Genomic DNA, 24,826 nt, shown 5'->3' on the forward strand with positions numbered 1-24,826 from the left:
TGGTTCAGCGTTTCAAACAAACGCTGAACCACTCCATCTCCTTGTTTTCCAGCAATTCCGGACGGAAAACCGCGATACACTTTTCCTGGAATTGCTCTTATCGGAGCAAAAAGCATGGCATCCGTCGAACTGCACAACATCCACAAGGCCTATGGGGCGCTCACGGTCATCCACGATATCTCGCTTTCGATCGACGATGGCGAGTTCATCGCCCTCGTCGGCCCCTCGGGCTGCGGAAAATCGACGTTGCTACGCATGATCGCCGGCCTCGAGGAAATCACCGACGGCGACGTGTCGATCGGCGGGCAAGTGGTCAACGCCATGACGCCGCGCGAGCGCAACATCGCCATGGTCTTCCAGTCCTATGCGCTCTATCCGCACATGACCGTCGCCGAAAACATGGGCTTCAACCTGAAGCTCTCGGGCCAGACGAAGCAGGTCATCGAACAGCGGGTCAACGAAGCCGCGCGCATGCTTGATCTTACGAAGCTGCTGGACCGCAAGCCGGCGCAGCTCTCCGGTGGTCAGCGGCAACGCGTCGCCATGGGCCGCGCCGTGGTGCGCAACCCGGCAGTGTTTCTGTTCGACGAGCCGCTCTCCAACCTCGATGCGAAGCTGCGCGTGCAGATGCGTTCCGAAATCAAGGCTTTGCATCAAAAGGTGCAGACGACCTCGATCTACGTAACCCATGACCAGATCGAGGCGATGACGCTGGCCGATCGCATTGTCGTATTGAACCAGGGCAAGATCGAGCAGCAGGGCACGCCGATCGAGCTCTATCGCAAGCCAGCCAATCTCTTCGTTGCCGGCTTCATCGGCTCACCGGCGATGAATTTTCTCGATGGCGTGGTGGGTGGGGTCGACGGTGCGCCGGCCGTGCGGCTGAAAGACAGCACGCCGGTGCGTATCGCTGACGAGCGCAAGGTGAAGCCGGGCCAGAGCGTCAAGATCGGCCTCAGGCCCGAGCATCTGAGCCTTGCAAGCGCTGGTTCGCCGCTCAGTGGTCTGACCCTATTGGTGGAGCCGACTGGCGCGCAGACGCATGTGCTGTTCGATCTCGCCGGCGAGCAGGTGACGGCTGTAGTCGATGGCGAGGCGTCGGTGCGCTATGGCCAGCAACTGAATGTCACCGTCAGCCCGGAACAGGTCTACGTTTTCGACGCGTCGAGCGGGCTTGCTCTTTAGGTCACGACGTCGATCACGTCGACGCGATCGGGATAGAAAGCCATATAGTCCTTGATTTTGCTGACCGAGGGATAGGGGTTCTCGTAGGTCCAGATGGCGTTTACCGAGCGTTCGCCGCCGGCGGGAATGCTGTAATAGGAGCACTCGCCCTTGTAGGGACAGTAGGTTTCGTGATCGGTCTTTTCCAGCAACGACATGTCGACATCGCTGCGCGGGATATAGAGAACCGCCGGATAGGACGCTTCCTTGAGGGACAGCGCCTCGCGCGTGTCGGCGATCACCTTGCCGGCGACGGAAATGGTGACATGCGCATGCTTCCTGTCGATCGTGATCGGGTGATCAGGACCGGGGATCTTCACTGGTCTTTCCGACATGATGGCCTCCTGGGGTGAGGGGTCAGGCACAAAGCCGCCGTTACGGCGAGCATGCGCAACGATCTGCGTCCGGAAAGGATATAGGGAGCGTATCGCCGATTGTCAGGCCTTGCGCGCAGATGAACCTTTTAGGGATGCCAAGGCAGCCTGACGATCATCAACATGAGAGGATGGCAGGGACGGTTCGCTTACGGTGCGCCGAAGTGGTTCGGGCCGATTGCAGGGGTTTGTCCGAAGGCGGAGAAGGGTGGCGGTGCGTTATCGCGCGTTGTCGGAACGTCGAGGTAGCTCATGATATTCTCGACATGGCTGACCTGCGAACGCAGATTGTCCAGCGATTTGCCGGTCAGATTGGTGCCGGCGGGCAATTGCGCCGTCAATGGGTTCTCGTAGCGGCCGTTGACGCGCAGCTCGTAATAGAGATGCGGTCCTGTGGAGTAGCCGGTCGAGCCGACATAGGCGATGACCTGGCCCTGGGTCACACGCTCTCCTACGCGCAGATCCGCCGGCGTTGCCGAAATATGGGCATAGGTGGTTTCGTAACCGCCGTCGTGCCGGATGCGGACATATTTGCCGTAGCCGGTTTCCCAGGAGATCTTCTCGACGACGCCGTCGCCGGCGGCCTGGATCGGGCTGCCCATCGGCGCGCGGAAGTCGACGCCGTTGTGGAATTTCTTCACGCCGAGAATCGGATGGATGCGCCAGGCAAAGCCGTCGCCGAGCGTGCCATTCGGCACGGGTCGGTGCACGAGCGATTTGGCGATCGAATGGCCGCCCTCATCGTAGAATTCCGAAGGACCTTCGCCGCCATCCTTATGCAGATAGAAGCGATGCGCGTCGCCGTCGGCATGGAATTCGATGAACATCAACTCGTTCTGCCCGTCGTCCGCCTTGCGGAAGAGGAGATCGACGCTGTCGGGGGCATCTTCGATATTGGTGAGCGAAATACCCTTGGCCTTGGCAAGTTTGACCAGCTGCTGGGCACATTCCTTGCTCAGGCCGGCTTTTTCCAGCTTGGAGCTGACGGCAGCCTCATCTCTGTCGTCAACATTCTTGAGATCGACCGCTGCTACTTCCGTGGAGGACGGCGCGTCCATCTGGCTTTCGCTGTACAATGTCGAAAACAGCCGGTCGTTGGCCATGGGCACGAAGCCGTCGGCGTCGTCGCGTGCGACGACGCGCTCCGGCGTCTTGTCACCGCTCAGGCGCGCCATGATCAACTTCGGGCGAGAGCCGCCCTTCTTTTCCAGGAGCAGCTCCAGGCTGTCGCCGGGGGAAACCGTATCGGTTTCGAGAGCCCGTTGCAGTTCGTCGCCGGCATCGCTGCTGAGGCCCGCGGATGCAAGAATATCCTGCAGGTCCTGCTTGTCCTTCGGCATGGACACCAGCCGGCGGAATTCGCGACCGGGTTCTCCGGTTGTGGCCCTCGATACGCTGACGTTCAGCGGCACGCCGCGAACGGGGAAGCGGGAGCGACGGACGGCATCGTAATGGGTGGTTTGCGGATAGATGCCATGGCGGATATCCGACAGCGACGGCGGCGAGAACACGGCCTCGTCAATTGCTTCGCGCCCATAGGAGGCGTTGATCGCGGCGGCATCGGCGCGCGCGCTTGCGGCCTCGGTGGGTTTGAACACCAGCGTCGTGCGGTGATAGGTGAAAATACGGGTCTCGCCGCTTGAGAGCTTTTCTGCCACCTGGGCGAAGCGGGCGCCGTCGAAGCGCTCTTTCGCGGCGGCCAGGCGCGTGCTCTTGGGCATTGCAGGCTGAGGGCGCAGCATCTGGCCCGTGTGCACCGGTACAGCCTGTTCGATCGTGTGGCGCGCCAGCAGGGGATAAAGCACGGTGGCGAGCAGGCCGAAGGATGCGGTTCCGGCCAGCCCGATGGCGATCAGATGACGGAGATGTGCGGATCGGGGCAGAAACGGAATATGAAAGTCATGATGCGGCCGAGCCTGGATCGCAGCCTCTGCAGGAAATTGGACGCGTAATGGACTTTCGGCCATGAAGTGAGGAACCCTGCAGACTGCGGTGGGCCCAAACTAGGGCAAATCATGGCAAAATCTAGGCAAATATTACGAGTCCGTTAATTGCCGTGATCGTCCACAGGTCCAGAATCGCGTGTTCGGGGTGATTCGTCAACTGAAGATGGTGTCGTAGAGCAGCTTGAAGTTCAGCACCAGGATGATGGCGGCGACGAGCCAGGAGAGGACGGCAACGCCCCTGGATACGACGAAACTGCCCATTTTCTCGCGATTTGTGACGAATTGGACCAGCGGAATGACCGCGAAGGGGAGCTGCATGGACAGCACGACCTGGCTGAGCACGAGCAGGTTGGCAGTACCTTTTTCACCATAAATGGCGGTCACGAACACAACTGGAATAATTGCAAGGCCGCGGGTCAAAAGTCGCCTTGCCCAGTGCGGAATCCGCAGGCGCAGGAAGCCTTCCATCACAATCTGGCCGGCAAGCGTCGCCGTAACCGTCGAATTGAGGCCGGAGGCGAGCAATGCAACCGCAAACAGGGTCGAGGCGATGCCGAGGCCGAGCAGGGGCGACAATAGCTCATATGCATCGCCGATCTCGGCGACATCGGCATGGCCGGTGCCGTGGAAAGCAGCGGCCGCGACGATGAGGATCGCAGCATTGACGAAGAGCGCCAGCATCAGCGCGATGGTGCTGTCGAGCGTCGCCCATTTGATGGCGTCGCGGCGGCCTTCGTCGTTGCGCTTATATGCGCGGGTCTGCACGATCGAGGAATGCAGGTAGAGATTATGCGGCATGACGGTCGCGCCGATGATGCCCATGGCGATGTAGAGCATCGCGGGATTGGTGACGATCTGTGGTGACGGAATGAAACCGTCGAGGATTGCGGCAACGGGCGGTGCCGCGGCAGCGATCTGCACGGCAAAGCAGGTGGCGATGACGATCAGCAGTGCGATGACGAAGGCTTCGAGATAGCGGAAGCCCTTGCTCATCAGAAGCAGCACCAGGAAGGCGTCGAGCGCCGTGATCAGCGCGCCGCCGATCAGCGGAATACCGAACAGCAGCTGCAGAGCGATCGCCGTGCCGATGACTTCGGCGAGATCGCAGGCGATGATGGCAAGTTCGCAGGCAAACCAGAGAACGAGGCTGACGGGCCGCGGATAATGATCGCGGCAGGCCTGGGCGAGATCGCGGCCGGTGACGATGCCGAGCCGGGCGGACAACGCCTGCAGCAGGATCGCCATCAGGTTCGACAGCATGATGACCGCAAGCAGCGTGTAGCCGAATTGCGCGCCACCTGCGAGGTCGGTCGCCCAGTTGCCGGGGTCCATGTAGCCGACTGATATCATGTAGCCCGGCCCGGCGAAGGCGAGCAAGCGTCGGATCCAGCTGCCGGCATGAGGCACTTTTACCGTGGAATTGACTTCAGGAAGGCTTGGGCGGTCGTCTTCATCTGCACTGGCGAATTTCCACGCGCGCTGTCGCGTGGCGGCTTCCTGAATCTGCGTCATACGGGCTCCGGGAGGATTGAATCGTGAACTGCCTAAACAAATATGCCAGGTATCAAAATTATGCAATATGCTATACTTCTTGGGTTTGGCATTTTTAACGGCTGAAACACCTGGATTCGTGCGGTTCTCATTCCTGATGATGGTGGCGCGGCTGTATCCTCGACGCGGTGAGGCTGGTCGATTCGCGCGTTGCGGCGAGGAAAACGGCCCGATCGAAACGGTCCGCGATACGCACATGCTGGTGGGGGTGTGATGCGTCGGCGATGATGTGCCCGAAAAAGGCAAGCCGCATCGCGCGGCTTGTCACTGCCTGTTTCGCAAGGGTGCGTCTGGCAGGTCTGTCATCAGATATTGGCATCCTCCGCCACACCTGGGACGGAAGATAGCTTTCGGTCGGCGCCTATTCGGCCGCGTCGTGCTTGGAAATGGAATCGCGGACGACACCATATTGGCCGCCCCAGCGATCGGTCATCTCGGCGCGGATATCCCAGAGATCGGGAAAGAAGCGGTGGCGGGTGCCGGCCTGCAGCAATTCGACCGGCCGTCCTTTCAGGGATTTCGAGCCGAGCCCGATGGAGCGCTGGATCAGGTAGATGTGGTTGGCGCGGAATTTCTGGAACAGTTCGTCATATTCCACCAGCGCTTCGGCGACCACATAGCTGTCGCCGTGATCATATTTGCCGTCATAGATATCTTCGATCGTCAGGCCTGGGGCATCGAGATAATGCGTCTTGAAGGCGTGCCAGAGATCGGGCGGCATGCGCAGCAGGAATTTGAAGCCGGGCGATTCCTGGCCGCTGCCATTGCCGAGTTGCAGGCGAACTTCCTGGTACTCTCTTGGCGACATGGTTTCCAGGAGATCGAGCTGGGTGGTCATCATGCGCATGAGGCGATGCACGCGGCCCATGAGGGTGACGACGCGGTGCGTGTTGCGCTCCTCCATGAAGCCGACGACGTCGACCAAGGTATAGGCGATGAGCTTCATCCAGAGCTCTTCCACCTGATGAACGATCTGAAACTGCAATTCGTCGCCGTTGACCATGCCGCTCAACGGCTTCTGACAGGCGAGCAGCTTGTCGCATTGCAGGTAGACGCCGTAGTCGCGCATTTCAGGCGCCTCGATGCGGGCGTGGTACTCTTCCTTTTGCATCTTCGTTCCCTTTTCATCCGGCCCGCGGCCGCCAAGCATGTTTGCCTTCATGAAGAATACGAAGTTTCGGGTCGAACATTGTTCCTATTTGTCATTCGAAATGGCAAAATAGGAGTACGATCGATCGCCTGTAGGGATATGGAGAGAACGATGGAGTTGGACGCGCTCGATCGAAAGATCATTGCCGCATTGGAGGCCGATGCCCGCATCTCGTTTGCGGCGCTCGCCGATCTCGTCGGTCTCAGCAAGACGCCGTGCTGGAAGCGGGTGAAGGCGCTGGAGGAGGCGGGCGTGATCCGGGGGTACAGGACAGCGCTCGATCCGGCCCGGCTCGGCTTCGGCCTCGAGGCTTTCGTGCAGGTGTCGATCGATGTCGAGCGTTTCGATGCCTTCGAAGCCGCCGTGCGCCGTCATCCGCTGATCTGGCGCTGTCATGCGACGACGGGTGAGGCCGACTATCTCCTGCATATTCTGGCCACCGACATGGCGGCGCTCGACCGGCTGCTGCGGCAGGAGCTTAACCGGTTACCCGGCGTGCGACACACCGTGACGTCGATGTCGACGCGGGAGATCAAGTCGGACATTTCATTGGCCGAGGCGGCGCGGCACGCGGATAGCTAGTTGCCGGCACCGCCATGCCGCATCGATCCGACGAGGCTGCGGATCAGCCTCTCGCCGACATCGACCAGCGGGAAGGATTTCCCCGTTCGCAGCCATTCGGCAAGCAGACCATTCATCGAACATTGAATGGCACGCGCGGCGGCATCCGGGGTCCATAAAGGCGCCAGCGCGTTCTGTTGGTCGGACATCTCGAGCAGTCGTTCCAGCTTGCCGAACATCTGCTGGTTGGCGGTAACGATTCTCTGGGCGGCATCGGAAGGTTGCTTGGTGAATTCGCAGCCAAGGATCATAATGGCAAAGATCTGCTGCAGGTGTTCGTCCCTGGCAAGGTTCTGCAGAACTTGGACTGTGCCCTGCTCGATCAGGCCAAGGGGATCGTCATGGCCGTGCTCGATCGCATAGTCGACGATGGTTTCCTGCGGCAGGCGAATCTCCTTGTGCAGCGCCGTCAGGACCTCGGCCTTATCCTTGAAATGCCAGTAGATCGCGCCGCGCGTTACGCCGGCGCGCTGGGCGATCTTTTCGAGGCTCGAGCCGCTGACGCCGTTTTCATAGAAAACGTCGGCGGCAGCAGTCAGGACCTCTTCCCTGGTCTTGGCTGCATCTTCCTTGGTTCTGCGCATGCTCCTCCTAGACGCTTCTTCGAGGCGAAAGGGGTCTTTTCGCCGCACTCTATCTATTTGATTTCAAGCGATAATGTCTGTGCTGTATGCACGGTTCCCTGCATCACGCAAAAAATCACATCGATTTGATATTTACAATCATTCATGTATGTTTGTATATTGCAGCGCAACAAAAATGTCGAATCTCGCGGTGATTTTCCCATGACGACGCATAATTCTCTCCTCCTGCGCAGCGGTCTCGTCCTAGCAGGACTGCTTATTTTCAGCGCATTTCCCTCCCTCGCGCAGCAGGCGGGCCAAATGCCGCCGCCGCAGGTGACGGCAATCGACGTCAAGCCCCAAACCGTATCGCTCACCTATGAATATGCTGCGCGCATCTCCGCCTTTAGGCAAGTCGATGTGCGGGCCCGGGTCGGCGGTATCCTGTTGAAAAGGAACTTTGTCGAGGGTGCCGAGGTCAAGGCTGGCGATGTGCTGTTCCTGATCGATCCGGCAACCTACCAGGCGGCGCTGGCACAGGCGCAGGCGCAATTGCAGCAAAGCCAGGCTCAGCTGACCCAGGCGCAGCGCGAGGAAAAACGTAACGTCACGCTCTTCGATCAAAATGCCGCCACGCAAAAAGCGCGCGACGACGCCATTTCGACGCGCGAGCTGGCGGAAGCGGCGGTAGCCGCTGCCAAGGCGCAGCTTCAGACGGCGCAGCTCAATCTCGATTACACCCAGGTCACGGCACCGATCGGCGGTATTACCAGCCTGGAGCAGGTCTCCGAGGGCAGCCTGATCGGCACCACGGGCGATACCGGCCTGCTCACCAGCATCACCCAGCTCGACCCGGTCTATGTCAATTTCTCCTTCTCGGATTCGGAAGCTGCCGAAGTGCGCAAGCTCATCGACATGAAGAAGGCCAAGGGCGAGGCGCCCAATCTTGGCGTCAAGATCTCCTTCGGCGATGGCACGAGCTATGATCATGACGGCGTTGTCGACTTCACGTCCTCGACGATCGACGTGTCGACAGGCACGCTGCAGGCGCGCGCCGTCGTCGACAATCCCGATCGCCGGCTGCTGCCGGGCCAGTTCGTGCGTGCGCGGGTGACGGGTGTTTCGCTCGACAATGCTATCACCATCCCCGAAGTCGCGTTGATGCAGAGCCCACAGGGCCAGTTCGTCTACACGATCGACCAGGAAGGCAAGGCGCACGTCAATCCCGTGACGCTCGGCCAGAAGCTGGGCAATAGCTGGCTGGTGCTCTCTGGCCTGAAGGCCGGCGACAGGCTGATCACCGAAGGCATCATCAAGGTGCGCCCGGGCGCACCAGTGCAGGCAACGGCGGATGCAGCGCCTAAAGACGCGAAAAAGGTGGCGCAAAACTGATGTTGGGCAACAGATTCTTCATCGACCGCCCCGTTTTCGCGGCGGTTATCTCGATCGTCATCCTGCTTGCAGGCGCTGTCTGCATCCGCATCCTGCCGATCGCACAATATCCCGAGCTGACGCCGCCGCAGGTCGTGGTCACCGCGACCTATCCCGGCGCCAGCGCCGAAACGGTGGCGCAGACCGTTGCCGCTCCGCTGGAGCAGCAGATCAACGGCGTCGAAAACATGCTCTACATGCAGTCGACGAATTCCAACAGCGGCGCAATGCAGATCACCGTGACCTTCGCGCTCGGCACAGATCCGGACCAGGCTGCGATCAACGTCAACAACCGCGTGCAGCGGGCGGTCTCGACCCTGCCGCAGGACGTGACGCGCCTTGGCGTCGTCGTCACCAAGCGCTCGACCTCGATCCTCGGCTTCGTGGCGATGTACTCGACCGACAGCCGCTATGACCGCACCTATGTCGGCAATTATGCGCTTTTGAACGTCATCGACGATCTCAAGCGCATTCCCGGCATCGGCGATGTCAACCTGCTCGGCGATGTCGATTATTCGATGCGCATCTGGCTGCGGCCGGACAAGCTCGCGCAATATAATCTGACGCCGAGCGATGTCGCGACCGCCATCCAGGAGCAGAATTCGCAGTTTGCCGCCGGCCGCTTCGGCGATCAGCCCAGCAACAATCCGCAGGCATTCACCTACACGGTGACGACACAGGGCCGCCTGCCCGATGTCGATGGCTTCGGCGAGATCATCCTGCGCTCGACCAGCAATGCTGCGACGCTACGATTGAAGGATGTCGCGCGCATCGAGCTCGGCACCAAGAGCTATTCGATCCAGAGCAGCCTCAACGGCACGCCGGCCGTGCCGATCGCCGTCTATCTGCAGCCGGGCGCCAATGCCTTGAATACGATGGCGGCGCTGAAGTCGCGCCTCGACGAGCTGCAAAAGTCCTTCCCGCAAGGGGTCGCCTATCAGATCCCCTATGACACGACGAAGTTCATTCAGGTGTCGATCGAGGAGGTGGTCAAAACCTTCATCGAAGCGATCCTCCTCGTCATCATCGTGGTCTTCGTCTTCCTGCAGAACTGGCGGGCAACCCTGATCCCGGTCATCGCCGTGCCGATCTCCATCATCGGCACATTTGCCGGCATGTATCTGCTTGGGTTCTCGATCAATCTCTTGACCCTGTTCGGGTTGGTGCTGGCCATCGGTATCGTGGTCGACGACGCCATTGTCGTGCTCGAAAACGTCGAGCGACTGATGTCGACGGAGAAGCTGTCGCCGAGAAAGGCAGCCATCAAGGCGATGGGCGAAGTCACGGGGCCTGTCATCGCCATCGTGCTGGTGCTCTGCGCCGTGTTCATTCCGGTCTCCTTCATGGGCGGGCTGGCGGGCCAGATGTACAAGCAGTTCGCCGTCACCATCGCGATCTCGGTCACCCTTTCGGGCATCGTGGCGCTGACGCTGACGCCGGCGCTTTGCGCACTGATCCTGAAGCCCGGCCATCACGAGCCGATCCTGCCCTTCCGCATCTTCAACCGCGCTTTCGAGCGCTTGACCGAGGGCTATGCCGCCGGCGTTGCCTTCTTCCTGAAGCGTGTCATCGTCGGCTGTGTGCTCGTTGCCGGCCTGCTCGGCGTCACCGGCTATCTCTTCTATACGCTGCCGGGATCGCTGGTGCCGGACGAAGACCAGGGTTCGCTCTTCCAGATCGCCATCCTGCCGCCGGCGGCGTCGCTGACGCGCACCCAGGCCGTTATGGATGAGGCGCTTGTGAACACCGAGAAGCTTCCCGGCGTAGAGAACGTCTTTGCCGTCTCCGGCTTCGACCTGCTGTCGGGCGGCCTGAAGAGCAGCGCCGGCGTCGCCTTCGTGACGCTTAAGGACTGGAGCGAGCGCAAGACGCCGGAACTCGATGCCCGCAATCTTGCAGGCCCGTTGATCGGCGCCAACATGGGCATCAAGGATGCCATGGTGCTCGCCTTCAACCCGCCGCCGATCCAGGGCCTGTCGACCACGGGCGGTTTCGAGGTCTATGTGCAGGACCGCAGCGGCAAGGGCGTCGCGGGGCTTTCCGAGCAGGCACAGAAGCTTGTCGCGGCGGCCTCCAAGCGGCCGGAGCTGGCGGCCGTGCGCACGACGCTCGACACCAACGTCCCGCAGTTCCGCGCCGATCTCGACCGCGAGAAGGCCAAGGCCCTCGGCGTGCCGATCAACTCGGTCTTTGATGCGATGCAGGCGACCTTCGGCAGCCTCTATGTGAACGACTTCACGCTCTACGGCCGCAACTATCAGGTCAACCTGCAGTCGGAAGCGCCCTTCCGCGAATCGCCAGACGATCTACGTCAGGTCTTCGTGCGCTCCGACAGCGGCAAGATGATCCCGCTCGATGCGCTCATCAAGGTGGAGCGTGTCATCGGCCCGGACCAGCTCGAACGCTACAATGCCTTCAATGCTGCCAAGATCACCGGCAATCCGGCGCCTGGTTATACGTCAGGCGATGCGATCAAGGCCATGCAGCAGGTAGCGGCCGAGACCCTGCCTGAGGGATTCCAGATCGCCTGGACGGGGTCTGCCTATCAGGAGTTGGAGACCAGCGGCGCCGGCACTCAGGCAATGATCTTCGGTGTCATCATGGTGTTCCTGATCCTTGCCGCACAGTATGAGAAGTGGAGCCTGCCGCTCGCCGTCATCACCGCGATCCCGTTCGCGCTGTTCGGCGCGCTGCTCGCCACCTATCTGCGCGGGCTCACCAACGACGTCTACTTCCAGATCGGCATGGTGACGCTGATTGGCCTGGCGGCAAAGAACGCCATCCTGATCGTCGAGTTCGCGGTGCTGAAACGCAAGGAAGGCATGGGTGCGGCCGAAGCGGCGCTCGAGGCGGCGCGGCTGCGCTTCCGCCCGATCGTGATGACCTCGCTCGCCTTCATCCTCGGTGTCGTGCCGCTCGCCATCAGCACCGGCGCCGGCTCGGCCAGCCGCCACGCCATCGGCACCGGCGTCATCGGCGGCATGCTGGCGGCGACCTTCATCGCCACCTTCTTCATCCCGATGTTCTACCGCCTCATCGCCTGGAAACAGCCGAAGCCGGAAGAGGATGACGAGGACGACGCGATCGATCATCGCCCGCATGCGCAGGCGGCGGAGTAGGGTTTCCTCGGCGATGTCGTGGGCCGAATGGGCATAGAAAGAGGTGGATCGCAGTGCTGCGATCCCCCTGTTTTCGTTAGGCGGGTGGGTATCTGCTGCTTACTCGCCGCACGCAAATGTCACATCGGCGGCACGGTACCATTGAGGCCGACGGCGACGCGGTCGGCGGAGACCGTGGTTGCGTCGGTCTGCTCGCCGGTGATGAAGACGCCGGCACCGGGTTTCAGGTCGGCCTTTGTAGCCGCCGCTAGAGTGACAACAGGCGTACCCTTGGGAATGCTGATCTTGCGCTGCCCGCCCTTGTAGGTGAGCGTCAATGTCGGGCCGTTCACCGATGTCACGGCGTCGGCGACGGTCGCGTTGGTCATGGAGCTGTTCGGTGCCGAATCCCAGGGGCGGTCACCCTCTCCGGTTCCTTTCATCGCGGCCGGGAAGATGACGACTTCTATGGCGCCGTTGATGCCGCTATCGGTCGGCTGCGAGGCGATGCCGACGAAATCGCCCGGCTTGATATCGCCAACCGCCGCCTGGACGACGCCGCTGACGTTCCAGCCGGATTTCAGCGCGACCGTCACGTCGCTGCCGTCGCGGGACTTGACCTTGAGAGTATCGCCATCGAGGCTCTCGACGGTGCCGCGCACCTTGACGCGCTCGGCTGCATCAACGCTTTGCAGCGCGGCGAACATTGCGACGGTGAGCGTCAGCGCACCCGTGATCAGGTGTTTGCTATGCATGGGCGGGGTCTCCCTTGAGTGTCGGCCGAGTGGCGTGCCGGTCGTGTTGGATGCGATGCCGAGCCGGTCAGCGGGATTTTCCTGCGCAGACAGAGGGACTTGGCTATCGACGCGGTGATCCTATGCGCCGGCTGTGCCGTTCGCCATTCAAACAAGCGTGAGATGAGGGTGATATGGTGCCCCAGACGTGATCGAGAAAAACCGAAATAAATGCAAAAACATCAAACTTTGCTTAAGGTTTGACGTTACATTGTGACGGCTGTCTCGAAATCCCTATCGCGCGATTGCGCTGGGCTGGGGAGATTGGAGAACCGATATGACCGCGATTCGTCCACTTCTGATCGGCATCATTCTGATTCTGGCACTGGTGTTGATTGCGCTCAGTATTCTGCTGGTTGATCCCTCTCATCCGTTGCGTCAATCAGACAGCCTCATACCCATGCATACGGAGCCGGCGCAACAGCGGCCGTAATAAGCGCGTGGATCAGCTCGATGGGGTGAAGCGCGCTACAAGGCTGTGACGGTCGCCCGGATAGGTGAGCCGGACATGGGTTATCGGGCCGCTTGAACTCCATGTGCGCCGTTCGACCACGAGGCAAGCCGTGCCCTTGGCGACACCAAGGCTCGCGGCCTCGTCGCCTTCGGCGGAGATGGCGCGGATCTGGTGCTCGGCGGTGCTCCAGGGCACTTGATTGAGCAGCCAGGGACCCGGCGGCAAGGCCACGAAATCGGCCTTGGCCGCGTCCGGCACGGCATCGAGGTTGATCACGCGATTTTCCAGACAGAAGGGTCGCGGGCCGGCATAGTGGATGCAGTTGATCTCGATCACCGGGACCGAGCCGGCAAACTGCAGCCGGCGCGCGTCTTCAGCGCGACCGCGCCGCTCGGAGATTTTCACAAGCTTATGCGAATAAGGCAGATTGAGCGACTGCACTTCCGATTTGATGTCGTGGATTTCCAGCACGGCTGATTGCGCCTGCGGATGGGTAACGAAACTGCCCGACCGCTTTCGACGCTCGATGAGACCGGCGCGGGCAAGCTGCGTCAGCGCCTTGTTCACCGTCATGCGCGAGCAGTCATATTGCTCCGCCAAGGCGAGCTCAAAGGGAATGCGATGCCCCGGCGGCCACGCGCCGGAGACGATCTGGCTCTCGATATCGCTCAGGATACGCTGATGCAGGGTCGCCTCTTTAGTCGTGGCCATGCCGCCTATCATTTCCGTGTGAGACATCGAACTTGCGCACACTGTTTAAGGATCAATCGATGGAAGGAAAAGCGGTTTCTTAACCGATGAGTTCAGCCATCACTTGCCGGAATCGCGCAGAGATTGTCTCTCTCTTGATGTGGCGACCTGCCTCGACCTGCTTCTTGCCCAGGACCCAGACGCCGTCGACAGTGACGCCGCCGGCGAATGTCCAATGATCGAGGATCTGGTCGCCGGAGAGATAAGGCACTGCGCTGGCATCCAGCGAAACAATGTCGGCCTGGTTGCCGACGGCAAGTCCGGCCGGGGCTTTCAATGCCGTGCCGCCGCCTGCCAGCGCGCCATCGTACAGTTTCCGCGCCGTCGAGCCGCCTGACGAGGCGATGACGTTGCGGGCGCGCAATGCGAGGCGCTGCGAATATTCCAGCTGCCGCAATTCTTCCGGCACCGAGATCAGGATGTTGGAATCCGAGCCGATGCCGTAGCGCCCACCTTCCTCCAGGAAGAGGGGAGCGGCAAAGGCACCGTCGCCGAGATTGGCTTCGGTAATGGGGCAGAGGCCGGCGATCGCGCCGCTCTTCGCCATGCGCCGGGTTTCGTCTTCGGTCATGTGCGTTGCGTGGATCAGGCACCAGCGGTCATTGACCGGGGCATTGTCGAGCAGCCACTGCACGGGGCGGGCGCCCGACCATGCGATGCAATCCTCGACTTCCTTCACCTGCTCGGCGACATGGATATGGATCGGCCCGTCGCCGGCGATCGGCACCAGTTTTGCCAGCTCCTCGGGTGTGACGGCGCGCAGGCTATGCGGCGCGATGCCGAGTTCGGCTCCGGGCAGGCGGTTCGTCACCGTGCGGCAGCCTGCCATCAGCGCTTCGAAGCTTTCGATGGAATTGATGAAGCGGCGCTGGCCTTCGATGGGGGCTGTGCCTCCGAAGCCGGAATGGGCGTAGAAGACGGGGAGCAGCGTCAGCGCGATGCCGGTTTCGGCGCTGGCGGCGCCGATGCGCTCTGCCAGTTCGGCGATATTGGCGTAGGGGCTGCCATCCTTGTCGTGGTGCAGGTAATGGAATTCGCCGACACGGGAGAAGCCTGCCTCCAGCATTTCCATATAGAGCTGTGCTGCCACAGCCTCGACATGCTCGGGGGTCATCGACAGCGCGAACTTGTACATGACTGTGCGCCAGCTCCAGAAGCTGTCATTGGCCGGGCCGCGAACTTCGGCAAGGCCGGCCATGGCGCGCTGGAAAGCGTGGCTGTGCAGGTTCGGCACCGCCGGCACCAGAATATCCTGCCTGTCGTCGCCAGCTTCGGGCGTGACATCAACGGCAATGCCGGCAATCCGGCCGCCTTCGAGGGTCAGCCGTACATTCTCGTGCCATCCGTCGCCAAGCAGTGCCGAGCGTGCATGAAGTGTCGTCATGGTGTCACCCTTTCCTTTTGAACTTGGAGTCCAAAATCCCTCTTGTCAGCCTTTTTAATATGTATATACATTATGAGCCAGCGAGGAAAGGCGTAAAGCTGATGGGTGGGAACAATTTTTCCGAAGATGGTACGGCAAGCGACGGCGCAACCCGTGTCTGGCGCAATGCTCGTCTGGCGACCCTGAAAGAGGGTACGGCCCGGCTCGGCATAATCGAGAACGGCGCGATCCTGACCAGGGACGGCCGGATCGTCTTTGCCGGCAGCGAAGCCGACCTGCCTGATACATCAGGCGCTGAAATCATCGATCTCGAAGGACGTTGGGTCACACCCGGCCTCGTCGATTGCCACACACATATCGTCTATGGCGGCAATCGCGCCCGCGAATTCGAGATGCGGCTGGAGGGCGCGAGCTACGAAGAGATTGCCCGCGCCGGCGGCGGCATTGTTTCTTCCGTCAAGGCGACGCGGGCGCTGTCGGTCGACGAGCTTGTTGCTGCTGCCTTGCCGCGTCTCGACACGCTGCTGTCCGAAGGCGTCACCACCATCGAGGTGAAGTCGGGCTATGGCCTCAATATTGAATCCGAACTGAAGATGCTGCGGGCCGCCCGCAAGCTGGAGACAGTTCGTCCCGTCCGTGTCGTGACGTCCTATCTCGGCGCGCATGCGACGCCAGCCGAGTATAAAGGCCGCAACGGCGACTATATTGACGATGTCGTGTTGCCCGGATTGAGACAGGCGCATGCCGAAGGTCTTGTCGATGCCGTCGACGGCTTCTGCGAAGGCATCGCCTTCTCAACGGCGGAAATCGCCCGAGTATTTGATCTCGCCAAGTCACTCGGCATTCCGGTGAAGCTGCATGCCGAACAGCTTTCCAATCTCGGCGGTGCCAAGCTGGCCGCCTCCTACGGCGCGCTTTCGGCCGATCATGTCGAATATCTCGATGAGGATGGCGTCAAGGCGATGGCTGCCGCAGGTACGGTTGCGGTGCTCCTGCCCGGCGCTTTCTATGCCATCAACGAAAAGCAGAAGCCGCCGGTTCAGGCCTTGCGGGATGCGGGCGTCTCGATAGCCATCGCCACGGACTCAAATCCCGGCACTTCGCCGCTGACCTCGCTGCTCTTGACCATGAACATGGCTGCCACCCTTTTCCGTCTCACGGTCGAGGAATGCATCGCCGGCGCCACCCGCGAAGGCGCGCGTGCCCTTGGTCTTCTGTCAGAGACCGGAACGCTCGAAGCCGGCAAGTCGGCCGATTTTGCCATCTGGGATGTCGAAAGCCTGGCGGAGCTGGTCTACCGCATCGGCTTCAATCCGCTCCATGCACATGTTTTCAAGGGAAAGAGGTTCAACCGATGACTGTCGTTCTCCATCCGGGCTCCGTCTCGCTGCAACAGCTGGCGACGATCTATTGGAGCGGTGAGCCGGCTAAGCTTGATGCCTCCTTCGATGCCGGCATCGCGAAGGCCGCCGCCCGTATCGCTGAGATCGCCGCCGGCAATGCGCCGGTTTACGGCATCAACACCGGCTTCGGCAAACTGGCATCGATCAAGATCGACAGTGCCGATGTCGCCACGCTTCAGCGCAATCTCATCCTGTCGCATTGCTGCGGCGTTGGCCAGCCACTGCCCGAAAATGTCGTTCGCCTGATCATGTCGCTGAAGCTGGTTTCGCTCGGCCGTGGCGCCTCCGGCGTGCGGCTGGAGCTGGTGCGACTGATCGAAGGCATGCTCGACAAGGGCGTCGTTCCGGTCATTCCGGAAAAGGGTTCTGTCGGCGCATCGGGCGACCTTGCTCCGCTGGCACATATGACTGCGGTCATGATGGGCCACGGCGAAGCCTTCTACGCGGGCGAGCAGCTCTCCGGTGCTGCGGCACTCGAGAAGGCTGGCCTGAAGCCGGTCGTGCTCGCTGCGAAAGAAGGGTTGGCGCTGATCAACGGCACCCAGGTGTCGACTGCGCTTGCACTTGCCGGCCTCTTCCGCGCCCATCGTGCCGCTCAGGCAGCCCTCATCACCGGCGCCATGTCCACGGATGCGGCCATGGGTTCCTCAGCGCCGTTCCATCCCGATATCCATACGCTGCGCGGCCACAAGGGCCAGATCGATACCGCCGCCGCCCTTCGCGGGTTATTGGCCGGTTCGGTGATCCGTGAGAGCCATATCGAAGGCGACGAGCGCGTGCAGGATCCCTATTGCATCCGCTGCCAGCCGCAGGTGGATGGCGCTTGCCTCGATCTGTTGCGGTCCGTCGGCCGCACGCTTGAAATCGAAGCTAATGCGGTCACCGACAATCCGCTCGTGCTGTCGGACAATTCCGTTGTTTCCGGCGGTAACTTCCATGCCGAGCCGGTTGCCTTCGCCGCTGACCAGATCGCCCTTGCCGTCTGCGAAATCGGCGCGATCGCACAACGCCGCATCGCGCTGCTGGTTGACCCGGCGCTCAGCTACGGCCTGCCGGCCTTCCTCGCCAAGAAGCCGGGCCTGAATTCCGGCCTGATGATTGCCGAAGTGACCTCGGCGGCGCTGATGTCGGAAAACAAGCAAATGTCGCATCCGGCCTCGGTCGATTCAACGCCGACCTCCGCCAACCAGGAAGACCATGTGTCCATGGCCTGCCACGGCGCGCGCCGCCTGCTGCAAATGACCGACAATCTCTTCGCCATCATCGGCATCGAAGCGCTGACCGCCGCCCAGGGCGTCGAGCTGCGTGCGCCGCTGACGACCAGCCCGGAGCTGACCCTTGCCATCTCGGCGATCCGCAGCGTCGTGCCGTCGCTCGAAGAAGACCGCTACATGGCAAATGACCTCAAGGCCGCCAGCGACCTCGTCGCTTCCGGCGCGCTCAATGCCTCGATTTCAACCGACATCCTGCCCTCCTTGGAGATGTGACATGACCAACCCACGCCATAATATCCGCGAAATTCGCGCACCACGCGGCACGGAGCTCAACGCCAAGAGCTGGTTGACGGAAGCGCCGCTGCGCATGCTGATGAACAACCTCGATCCCGACGTTGCGGAAAACCCGAACGAACTGGTCGTCTATGGTGGCATCGGCCGCGCCGCCCGTACCTGGGACGATTTCGACCGTATCGCCGCGACGCTGAAGACGCTCAACGAAGACGAGACGCTGCTGGTTCAGTCCGGCAAGCCGGTCGGCGTGTTCCGCACCCACAAGGATGCGCCGCGCGTGCTGATCGCCAACTCCAACCTCGTGCCGCATTGGGCAACCTGGGATCACTTCAACGAGCTGGATAAGAAGGGCCTTGCGATGTACGGCCAGATGACGGCCGGCTCGTGGATCTACATCGGCACGCAGGGCATCGTGCAGGGCACCTACGAGACCTTCGTGGAAGCCGGCCGCCAGCATTATAATGGCAACCTCAAGGGCAAGTGGATCCTGACCGGCGGTCTCGGCGGCATGGGCGGCGCACAGCCGCTCGCAGCCGTCATGGCCGGTGCCTGCTGCATCGCCGTCGAGTCCGACGAAACCCGCATCGATTTCCGCCTGCGCACCCGTTACGTCGACGAAAAGGCAAAGACGCTCGATGAAGCGCTCGCGCTAATCGACAAGTGGACAAAGGCCGGCGAAGCGAAGTCCGTCGGCCTGCTCGGCAATGCCGCTGAAGTCTTCCCCGAACTGGTGAAGCGCATGAAGGCTGGCGGTCCACGTCCGGATATCGTCACCGACCAGACTTCCGCTCACGACCCGCTGAACGGCTATCTGCCGGCCGGTTGGACGGTGGCCGAGCACAAGGCCAAGCGCGAAAGCGATCCGAAGGCCGTCGAAGCTGCCGCCCGCGCTTCGATGCGCGTTCATGTCGAAGCCATGGTCGATTTCTGGAATGCCGGCGTACCGACGCTCGACTACGGCAACAACATCCGCCAGGTCGCCAAGGATGAAGGTTTTGAAAATGCCTTCGCCTTCCCGGGCTTCGTGCCGGCCTATATCCGTCCGCTGTTCTGCCGCGGCATCGGTCCCTTCCGTTGGGCTGCTCTCTCGGGCGATCCGGAAGATATCTACAACACCGACGCCAAGGTGAAGGAACTCACCCCCGGCAACACCCATCTGCACAACTGGCTTGATATGGCGCGCGAGCGCATTGCCTTCCAGGGCCTGCCGGCGCGCATTTGCTGGGTCGGTCTCGGCGATCGCCATCGCCTCGGCCTCGCCTTCAACGAAATGGTCAGGAATGGCGAGCTGAAGGCGCCTGTCGTCATCGGCCGCGACCATCTCGACTCCGGCTCAGTCGCCTCGCCGAACCGCGAGACGGAAGCGATGAAGGACGGCTCGGATGCCGTTTCCGACTGGCCGCTGCTCAACGCACTGCTTAACACCGCGTCGGGCGCCACCTGGGTGTCGCTGCATCATGGCGGCGGCGTCGGCATGGGCTTCAGCCAGCATTCCGGCATGGTCATCTGCGCCGACGGCACGGATGATGCAGCCCGCCGCCTCGGAAACGTTCTCTGGAACGACCCGGCGACCGGCGTCATGCGCCATGCCGATGCCGGCTACGACATCGCTATCGATTGCGCCAAGGAGCAGGGCCTGCGCCTGCCGGCCATCCTGGGGAACTGAAGATGAAACTGCTGCGCGCCAGTGACCACAAGCGCATGCCCTGGAAAAACGGCGGCGGTGAAACGGTTGAGATCGCCGTTTCGCCCGACGGCGTGGGGCTTGCCGACTTCGATTGGCGCGTCAGCATGGCGACCGTTGCCACGGATGGGCCGTTCTCGGTCTTTCCTGGCATCGATCGTACGCTATCCATTCTCGAGGGAGAGGGAATGACCCTCTTCATCGAAGGTCGCGAACCGGAGCGCCTGACGCAGGCGAGCGATCCACTGCCCTTCGCAGCCGATGCGCCAACCTCGGCGACCTTGGTCGACGGCACCATCATCGATCTCAACGTCATGACGCGGCGTGGACGCTTTACGCATTCGGTGCGGCGTGTTTCGGTTGACGGGACCATCAAGCTCGCCCCTCGTGGCGGGGTCAGCCTTATCCTTTGCCATCGTGGCCATGCCGACGTCTCCAGGCTTTCGCTTTCGGCATTGGATTGCCTGCTTCTGGAAGCGGGTGGGCCGGAAGTAGACGTTTCCGGAAAAGCGGAGCTGTTTCAGATTGATATTCAACGCTTGTAATCGGGTCCATCGTCTGACGGATATGTTTATCCACCACCACTGTCTGCCGCGGCTCTGCGGATTGACGTTTGCGCGATCTGTCAGAGTGCGTCTATCTGTGCTGCAATCTCATTGGGTTTATAAGTTCGATGGAAAGTATTCATGATCTGGTAGGCGTCCGAGAGCTCCATATCCAAGAAACCACGTCGAATACAGACCACCGGTTGGCTGTAACGGGTCGCGCTTGTCCAGATCTTCCCGACCAGATCTTCACCGAGAACGTTTTTGCTTTCTGAACTGAGGTAGCAGGCGATGTATGGTGGTATTCGTGGCCTGCCTTTTGAAAAGTGCAATCCAGTGACGCATTGCCACGGAATAAAGCTATTCGCTATCCTTCGATCCTGAAATCCTTGCGAATTGATTGTGACAATCGGAGTGTCATAATCAAATCGCGAGAGGTTGCGTGTAGACCTCACCAACATCGGAACAAGAAGCGCAATTATCAAAATTGCTAGAAAGCGAAGAACTTTCAGATCATGATCTAGGTCATGACGACCAATGGTTGATGCTGCTATGGTAATGCAAATAGCGGTGATAATGCACAGCTGAGCAAGGTTCCATGCAGCCGAAGTTCTGGATCGCCGAATATTATAGATTTGCTGTAATGGCGCTTCGCTATCCAAAATGGTCATGTTTGGTAGTGCCTGAGCGGTCGTCGCGATAGAACAAACATTGTTGCTTCGCAGGTGACAATATAGCCAAATCTGCTGGATGTCATTTGAGCAAAGTGCCTTCTTCGTTTTGGCATATCCGAACCGTCTTGATTTTTGGATAAAGACGAATTCCCATAGCCTATGTTGGATAAGATACTCCCATGAGCGACGATCAACCTCCCGCCGATAGCAAGCTCACCACGTCCAAGCGCCGTTGGGCGGCGGAGGGCAAGTTTCTGACCGGGCGCATCAGCCGGCCCGAGACCGAGCGGCTGCCACCGGGGCAGCATCTCGTCAAGAACTGGCCGGTGCTCGATCTTGGCGAGCAGCCGCATGTTTCCCTGTCGAGCTGGCGGCTCGATGTGTTCGGGTTTGTGGAAAAGCGGCTCAGCCTCGATTGGGCTGCTTTTCAGGCAATCGAGCAAAGCAGCCGTGTCAGCGACATTCATTGCGTGACGACCTGGTCGCGCTACGACAATCGCTGGGAAGGGGTTTCGACGCGTGATCTGCTTGATCTCGTCATGCCGACCGTCGAGGCGCATCATGTGCTGCTGACCAGCTATGACGGCTATACCACCAATCTGCCGCTTTCGGATTTTGCCGCCGAAGACGCCATCCTTGCAACAGCCTGGGAAGGCCAGCCGCTGACGCGCGAGCATGGCGGGCCGATGCGTCTCGTCGTGCCGCATCTCTATTTCTGGAAGAGCGCCAAGTGGCTGAGCCGTATTGAGCTGATCGGTGCCGACAGGGCCGGTTTCTGGGAAAAGAACGGCTACCACATGTATGGCGATCCCTGGCGCGAGCAGCGTTATTCCGACGACTGACGTCCTGGCGGTGGTGCGGATCTCGGCTCCCGGCGAAGCAAAGCCGGCGAGGATCGCGTTTTCTTATGTAACGGTGTCAATTTTTGATGGATCCGAGAGGCGTTTGCGGCTTTGCAAGTCGCAGGGATGGGCGTATTCATTGATCCTATGATTGCTGTCGGGCAAGCCCGGCCACCCCATAACACCATCCTCCGAAATACCATGCCATGACCGTTGTCCGGATTACAGAGCAGCCTTCCGAGACCAGTTTCGGCCGGCAGTCTCGTATCATCGCCTTTGTCGTTGCCGTCGCCTTCTTCATGCAGATCCTCGACGGGACTATCGTCACGACGTCGCTGCCGCAGATGGCGAGCACATTCGGCGTCGAGCCGGTGTCGATGAGCATCGGCATCACGGTCTATCTGCTGACGATGGCGGCTTTCGTGCCGCTCGCCGGCTGGGCGGGCGATCGCTACGGCGCCCGGCGGGTGTTTCTGGCATCGATCACCATCTTCACGGTGGCGTCGCTGTTTTGCGGCCTTTCCGGCAATCTGACGGAGTTCGTCATTGCTCGAGCCGTGCAGGGTATCGGCAGCGCACTGATGACACCCGTGGGGCGCATCATCGTCTTGAAGAATGCCCGCAAGTCGGATCTCGTGCATGCCATGTCGATGATTACCTGGCCGGCGCTGACAGCGCCCGTCATCGGCCCCGTGCTCGGCAGTTTCATCACCACCTATCTCAGCTGGCACTGGAACTTCCTGATCAACCTGCCGATCGGCATCATCGGGCTCGGCCTCGTCCTGCGCTACGTGCCGGACCAGCGCGAGGAGAAGGTGGCGCCGCTCGATTTCGTCGGCTTCCTCCAGTCGGCGGCAGGATTGACCTTTCTGCTCGCCGGTCTGGAATTCGTCGTCCAGGGTACGACCGCTCTCGTCGCCAGCGTCGGCCTGATTACCGTCGGCGTGGTCTTCTCCGTCATCGCCACCCGGCATTTCATGCGGGTGGATGCGCCCCTGCTCGATCTCTCCGCCTTCAAGATTCAGACTTTCGCCATGTCGACGCTATCGGCCGGAACGGCGAGCCGGGTGGCGATCAACGCCACGCCCTTTCTGCTGCCGCTGCTCTTCCAGGTGGGCTTCGGCCAGAGCGCGATCGACGCCGGTACCTATCTTCTGTTCTATTTTGCCGGCAATCTCGGCATGAAGGCGATCACGACGCAGATGCTGAGGGCTTTCGGCTTTCGCAACGTACTGGTCGTCAATGGCCTGATCTCGTCCGCCTGCATCGGCGGTTTCGCATTCGTGTCGCCATCGACATCGAACTGGCTGATCTATTGCGTGCTGCTGGCCGCCGGTCTTTCGCGGTCGATGAATTTCACCGCGCTGAATACGCTCGGCTTTGCCGATATTCACGCGTCCCAGCGCAGTTCTGCCTCGACCCTTTCCAGCATGCTGCAGCAGGTATCGCTGCTGCTCGGTGTCGCGGTCGCGGCTGCCGTTCTCAACCTTTCGCGCACCCTCCATGGCGGAGAGGTGCTTTCCCTCATCGATTTCCGCTGGGCTTTCATCGTCGTCGCCCTGATCGGTGCGGTGTCTTCGCTGCGTTTCATCAGCCTTCCGCACGATGCCGGGGCGGAGGTGTCGCGGCACAAAATCAACACATCATCAAAACCTTCAAACTCTTAACGATATTGGGATACAAGTCGCTGTAAATCGGCTAACCAGTTCCCATATGAATAGAGCTTCAACCCCTACAGGAGGCAGTCTGATGCTGCTCAAAACTCTCGCCATTTCGGCTGTCGTCATCGGCATGTCCAGCGCTGCCATGGCAGAACAGGTGCACAAGCATCATCCCAAGCGCGTCAAGGTCGAGGCGGTTCAGACCGATGTCGGCAATGTCGACCACTCGAAGGACGCGATCCTTCCGGACGGCACGATCAACACCGATCCGTCGGTAACCGGCCCTATTCGCGCCGGCGACACGATGTCTCGGCTGCAATGCGCTGCCGCACCGAATTCCGTCGGCGCGCGCGCGAGCGCATTTTCGTCAGGTTCGGCCTCGCTTTGCCCTTGATGGCAACAGGTCAGCGAATGGCTTAGGCCAATTCGATATCGGTTTGAGTGAACCGGCCGCTTTTCGACAATAGCGGCTGGCGATAATAGCGAGCGCAGGCATAGGTCATGCAATCGTCGAGGCTGAGGCGCGCCGTATGGCCGCCTTGGCCGTAGCGCTCATAGGCTTCTGCCGCCAGAAAGGCGGCGCGCGGCGGCACCGCGAGATGCTGGATATTCATCAACTGCAGAAAAGTGCGCACCGCTTCGCCGGCTTCGGTTGGCGGCAGGCCGAGCATTTCTGATATCTCGATTGCCGCATGCACCGCCTCGAGCGGTGACGTCATTCGCGCCGTTGCTGATTGCATGCGGTTGGCGAAGGCACGGGCCTCCTCCTCGTCGGTCATCATTGCCGACAGGACAGTGTGATCGATGAACATCAGACTTCCCCTGCCGTATTGTCCGCTTTGGTGGAAGCCTTCTGCTTGAGATTGCGGCAGAAGGTGACGGCGATATCGGCAAGGGCCGGCTTGGTCAGTTCCTCATCCAGCGCCTTCTGAAGCGCCAGCCTCACGGCTTCGGTCTTGGTCGGTGCCTTGGTCAGCGCCTGATAACGGCGCGCCAGCCGGTCGATGGCATCATCTTTGATATAAAGTGGCATGGGATATCCATTTTTATATAGAGGGATATCCTTACGGTATGTCCCTCGTAGAGGCAATCGCGTCTTTTGCTGTCAGCGCGTAAAGGGCGATTTAAGCAGCCGATCTCCTGCGATATTTAGATGACGATCGTCATCT

23 protein-coding genes are annotated in these 24,826 nt (G+C 60.7%); 12 read left to right on the forward strand and 11 right to left on the reverse strand.

Going from position 1 to position 24,826, the window contains the following annotated elements; all coding sequences use genetic code 11:
• Positions 1-114: 114 nt before the first annotated feature.
• Entirely contained in the window at positions 115-1,185 is a 1,071-nt protein-coding gene (locus ACQZ6F_RS19790) for an ABC transporter ATP-binding protein (RefSeq protein ID WP_449093922.1), read from the forward strand.
• Here the strand turns inward: ACQZ6F_RS19790 and ACQZ6F_RS19795 are convergent.
• From ACQZ6F_RS19795 to ACQZ6F_RS19810, 4 genes are all read right to left on the reverse strand, one after another.
• On the reverse strand, positions 1,182-1,559 hold the full coding sequence (locus ACQZ6F_RS19795; protein WP_449093921.1) for a DUF427 domain-containing protein: 378 nt from the start codon (positions 1,557-1,559) through the stop codon (positions 1,182-1,184). The two genes, ACQZ6F_RS19790 and ACQZ6F_RS19795, sit on opposite strands and share 4 nt — an antisense overlap.
• A 188-nt stretch (positions 1,560-1,747) precedes the next feature.
• Positions 1,748-3,565 (reverse strand): M23 family metallopeptidase, encoded by a 1,818-nt coding sequence (locus ACQZ6F_RS19800; protein WP_449093920.1) that lies wholly within the window; start codon positions 3,563-3,565, stop codon positions 1,748-1,750.
• Between the two features lie 132 nt (positions 3,566-3,697).
• Positions 3,698-5,056 (reverse strand): Nramp family divalent metal transporter, encoded by a 1,359-nt coding sequence (locus ACQZ6F_RS19805; RefSeq protein ID WP_449093919.1) that lies wholly within the window; start codon positions 5,054-5,056, stop codon positions 3,698-3,700.
• Positions 5,057-5,456: 400 nt separating this feature from the next.
• A complete protein-coding gene (locus tag ACQZ6F_RS19810; RefSeq protein ID WP_449093918.1) occupies positions 5,457-6,206 on the reverse strand; it encodes a tryptophan 2,3-dioxygenase family protein in 750 nt (249 codons plus the stop codon).
• 150 nt (positions 6,207-6,356) lie between these two features.
• On the opposite strand from ACQZ6F_RS19810, the gene ACQZ6F_RS19815 reads away from it, so the two are divergent.
• Positions 6,357-6,827, forward strand: a complete 471-nt coding sequence (locus tag ACQZ6F_RS19815) for an Lrp/AsnC family transcriptional regulator (RefSeq protein WP_077470814.1) — start codon at positions 6,357-6,359, stop codon at positions 6,825-6,827.
• Here ACQZ6F_RS19815 and ACQZ6F_RS19820 read toward each other — a convergent pair.
• Positions 6,824-7,450, reverse strand: coding sequence for a TetR family transcriptional regulator (locus tag ACQZ6F_RS19820; RefSeq protein ID WP_077470813.1), 627 nt, complete (start codon positions 7,448-7,450; stop codon positions 6,824-6,826). The two genes, ACQZ6F_RS19815 and ACQZ6F_RS19820, sit on opposite strands and share 4 nt — an antisense overlap.
• Before the next feature lie 201 nt (positions 7,451-7,651).
• On the opposite strand from ACQZ6F_RS19820, the gene ACQZ6F_RS19825 reads away from it, so the two are divergent.
• Both ACQZ6F_RS19825 and ACQZ6F_RS19830 read left to right on the forward strand, forming a co-directional pair.
• Complete coding sequence (locus tag ACQZ6F_RS19825) at positions 7,652-8,821, forward strand: efflux RND transporter periplasmic adaptor subunit (RefSeq protein WP_449093917.1); 1,170 nt, start codon at positions 7,652-7,654, stop codon at positions 8,819-8,821.
• Positions 8,821-11,979 (forward strand): efflux RND transporter permease subunit, encoded by a 3,159-nt coding sequence (locus tag ACQZ6F_RS19830; protein ID WP_449093916.1) that lies wholly within the window; start codon positions 8,821-8,823, stop codon positions 11,977-11,979. Before ACQZ6F_RS19825 ends, ACQZ6F_RS19830 begins: the two co-directional genes overlap by 1 nt.
• A gap of 119 nt (positions 11,980-12,098) precedes the next feature.
• Here the strand turns inward: ACQZ6F_RS19830 and ACQZ6F_RS19835 are convergent, their stop codons facing one another.
• Positions 12,099-12,713: a hypothetical protein gene (locus ACQZ6F_RS19835; RefSeq protein WP_449093915.1), complete on the reverse strand. Its 615-nt coding sequence runs from the start codon at positions 12,711-12,713 to the stop codon at positions 12,099-12,101.
• 316 nt (positions 12,714-13,029) lie between these two features.
• Between ACQZ6F_RS19835 and ACQZ6F_RS19840 the strand changes: the two genes are divergently transcribed.
• On the forward strand, positions 13,030-13,185 hold the full coding sequence (locus ACQZ6F_RS19840; protein WP_169055358.1) for a hypothetical protein: 156 nt from the start codon (positions 13,030-13,032) through the stop codon (positions 13,183-13,185).
• A gap of 12 nt (positions 13,186-13,197) precedes the next feature.
• On the opposite strand, the gene hutC is transcribed toward ACQZ6F_RS19840, so the two are convergent.
• Together hutC and ACQZ6F_RS19850 are read right to left on the reverse strand one after the other, a co-directional pair.
• Positions 13,198-13,917: a histidine utilization repressor gene (gene hutC / locus ACQZ6F_RS19845; RefSeq protein ID WP_449093914.1), complete on the reverse strand. Its 720-nt coding sequence runs from the start codon at positions 13,915-13,917 to the stop codon at positions 13,198-13,200.
• A 79-nt stretch (positions 13,918-13,996) separates the two neighbouring features.
• Positions 13,997-15,340 (reverse strand): formimidoylglutamate deiminase, encoded by a 1,344-nt coding sequence (locus ACQZ6F_RS19850; protein WP_449093913.1) that lies wholly within the window; start codon positions 15,338-15,340, stop codon positions 13,997-13,999.
• Between the two features lie 101 nt (positions 15,341-15,441).
• Between ACQZ6F_RS19850 and hutI the strand changes: the two genes are divergently transcribed.
• From hutI to ACQZ6F_RS19870, 4 genes are read left to right on the forward strand one after another with little or no spacing between them, the layout of a single operon-like run.
• A complete protein-coding gene (gene hutI, locus ACQZ6F_RS19855) occupies positions 15,442-16,698 on the forward strand; it encodes an imidazolonepropionase (protein ID WP_449093912.1) in 1,257 nt (418 codons plus the stop codon).
• A complete protein-coding gene (gene hutH, locus ACQZ6F_RS19860) occupies positions 16,695-18,230 on the forward strand; it encodes a histidine ammonia-lyase (RefSeq protein ID WP_449093911.1) in 1,536 nt (511 codons plus the stop codon). The genes hutI and hutH overlap by 4 nt, the downstream gene beginning before the upstream one ends.
• A 1-nt stretch (position 18,231) precedes the next feature.
• Positions 18,232-19,917, forward strand: coding sequence for a urocanate hydratase (gene hutU / locus ACQZ6F_RS19865; protein WP_449093910.1), 1,686 nt, complete (start codon positions 18,232-18,234; stop codon positions 19,915-19,917).
• A 2-nt stretch (positions 19,918-19,919) separates the two neighbouring features.
• A complete protein-coding gene (locus tag ACQZ6F_RS19870) occupies positions 19,920-20,480 on the forward strand; it encodes a HutD/Ves family protein (protein ID WP_449093909.1) in 561 nt (186 codons plus the stop codon).
• An 80-nt stretch (positions 20,481-20,560) separates the two neighbouring features.
• Here ACQZ6F_RS19870 and ACQZ6F_RS19875 read toward each other — a convergent pair whose 3' ends face one another.
• Positions 20,561-21,151 carry a hypothetical protein gene (locus ACQZ6F_RS19875; protein WP_449093908.1) on the reverse strand — a complete coding sequence of 197 codons (591 nt, stop codon included), beginning with the start codon at positions 21,149-21,151 and terminating at the stop codon, positions 20,561-20,563.
• 182 nt (positions 21,152-21,333) lie between these two features.
• Between ACQZ6F_RS19875 and ACQZ6F_RS19880 the strand changes: the two genes are divergently transcribed.
• From ACQZ6F_RS19880 to ACQZ6F_RS19890, 3 genes are all read left to right on the forward strand, one after another.
• Positions 21,334-21,996: a sulfite oxidase-like oxidoreductase gene (locus ACQZ6F_RS19880; protein WP_449093907.1), complete on the forward strand. Its 663-nt coding sequence runs from the start codon at positions 21,334-21,336 to the stop codon at positions 21,994-21,996.
• 206 nt (positions 21,997-22,202) lie between these two features.
• Entirely contained in the window at positions 22,203-23,663 is a 1,461-nt protein-coding gene (locus tag ACQZ6F_RS19885; protein WP_449093906.1) for an MFS transporter, read from the forward strand.
• A gap of 82 nt (positions 23,664-23,745) precedes the next feature.
• On the forward strand, positions 23,746-24,051 hold the full coding sequence (locus ACQZ6F_RS19890; protein ID WP_077470801.1) for a hypothetical protein: 306 nt from the start codon (positions 23,746-23,748) through the stop codon (positions 24,049-24,051).
• Positions 24,052-24,073: 22 nt separating this feature from the next.
• On the opposite strand, the gene ACQZ6F_RS19895 is transcribed toward ACQZ6F_RS19890, so the two are convergent.
• A complete protein-coding gene (locus ACQZ6F_RS19895; protein ID WP_077470800.1) occupies positions 24,074-24,469 on the reverse strand; it encodes a type II toxin-antitoxin system VapC family toxin in 396 nt (131 codons plus the stop codon).
• Positions 24,469-24,690 (reverse strand): type II toxin-antitoxin system VapB family antitoxin, encoded by a 222-nt coding sequence (locus ACQZ6F_RS19900; protein WP_077470799.1) that lies wholly within the window; start codon positions 24,688-24,690, stop codon positions 24,469-24,471. The genes ACQZ6F_RS19895 and ACQZ6F_RS19900 overlap by 1 nt, the downstream gene beginning before the upstream one ends.
• Positions 24,691-24,826: the final 136 nt, after the last annotated feature.

The sequence above is a fragment of the Rhizobium sp. A22-96 genome (assembly GCF_053521805.1).

Excerpts from the sequence above, each read along its gene's own strand:
- ACQZ6F_RS19790 (WP_449093922.1), top strand. The coding sequence starts at position 115 with ATGGCATCCGTCGAACTGCACAACATCCACAAGGCCTATGGGGCGCTC.
- ACQZ6F_RS19795 (WP_449093921.1), bottom strand. The coding sequence starts at position 1,559 with ATGTCGGAAAGACCAGTGAAGATCCCCGGTCCTGATCACCCGATCACG.
- ACQZ6F_RS19800 (WP_449093920.1), bottom strand. The coding sequence starts at position 3,565 with ATGGCCGAAAGTCCATTACGCGTCCAATTTCCTGCAGAGGCTGCGATC.
- ACQZ6F_RS19805 (WP_449093919.1), bottom strand. The coding sequence starts at position 5,056 with ATGACGCAGATTCAGGAAGCCGCCACGCGACAGCGCGCGTGGAAATTC.
- ACQZ6F_RS19810 (WP_449093918.1), bottom strand. The coding sequence starts at position 6,206 with ATGCAAAAGGAAGAGTACCACGCCCGCATCGAGGCGCCTGAAATGCGC.
- ACQZ6F_RS19815 (WP_077470814.1), top strand. The coding sequence starts at position 6,357 with ATGGAGTTGGACGCGCTCGATCGAAAGATCATTGCCGCATTGGAGGCC.
- ACQZ6F_RS19820 (WP_077470813.1), bottom strand. The coding sequence starts at position 7,450 with ATGCGCAGAACCAAGGAAGATGCAGCCAAGACCAGGGAAGAGGTCCTG.
- ACQZ6F_RS19825 (WP_449093917.1), top strand. The coding sequence starts at position 7,652 with ATGACGACGCATAATTCTCTCCTCCTGCGCAGCGGTCTCGTCCTAGCA.
- ACQZ6F_RS19830 (WP_449093916.1), top strand. The coding sequence starts at position 8,821 with ATGTTGGGCAACAGATTCTTCATCGACCGCCCCGTTTTCGCGGCGGTT.
- ACQZ6F_RS19835 (WP_449093915.1), bottom strand. The coding sequence starts at position 12,713 with ATGCATAGCAAACACCTGATCACGGGTGCGCTGACGCTCACCGTCGCA.
- ACQZ6F_RS19840 (WP_169055358.1), top strand. The coding sequence starts at position 13,030 with ATGACCGCGATTCGTCCACTTCTGATCGGCATCATTCTGATTCTGGCA.
- hutC (WP_449093914.1), bottom strand. The coding sequence starts at position 13,917 with ATGGCCACGACTAAAGAGGCGACCCTGCATCAGCGTATCCTGAGCGAT.
- ACQZ6F_RS19850 (WP_449093913.1), bottom strand. The coding sequence starts at position 15,340 with ATGACGACACTTCATGCACGCTCGGCACTGCTTGGCGACGGATGGCAC.
- hutI (WP_449093912.1), top strand. The coding sequence starts at position 15,442 with ATGGGTGGGAACAATTTTTCCGAAGATGGTACGGCAAGCGACGGCGCA.
- hutH (WP_449093911.1), top strand. The coding sequence starts at position 16,695 with ATGACTGTCGTTCTCCATCCGGGCTCCGTCTCGCTGCAACAGCTGGCG.
- hutU (WP_449093910.1), top strand. The coding sequence starts at position 18,232 with ATGACCAACCCACGCCATAATATCCGCGAAATTCGCGCACCACGCGGC.
- ACQZ6F_RS19870 (WP_449093909.1), top strand. The coding sequence starts at position 19,920 with ATGAAACTGCTGCGCGCCAGTGACCACAAGCGCATGCCCTGGAAAAAC.
- ACQZ6F_RS19875 (WP_449093908.1), bottom strand. The coding sequence starts at position 21,151 with ATGACCATTTTGGATAGCGAAGCGCCATTACAGCAAATCTATAATATT.
- ACQZ6F_RS19880 (WP_449093907.1), top strand. The coding sequence starts at position 21,334 with ATGAGCGACGATCAACCTCCCGCCGATAGCAAGCTCACCACGTCCAAG.
- ACQZ6F_RS19885 (WP_449093906.1), top strand. The coding sequence starts at position 22,203 with ATGACCGTTGTCCGGATTACAGAGCAGCCTTCCGAGACCAGTTTCGGC.
- ACQZ6F_RS19890 (WP_077470801.1), top strand. The coding sequence starts at position 23,746 with ATGCTGCTCAAAACTCTCGCCATTTCGGCTGTCGTCATCGGCATGTCC.
- ACQZ6F_RS19895 (WP_077470800.1), bottom strand. The coding sequence starts at position 24,469 with ATGTTCATCGATCACACTGTCCTGTCGGCAATGATGACCGACGAGGAG.
- ACQZ6F_RS19900 (WP_077470799.1), bottom strand. The coding sequence starts at position 24,690 with ATGCCACTTTATATCAAAGATGATGCCATCGACCGGCTGGCGCGCCGT.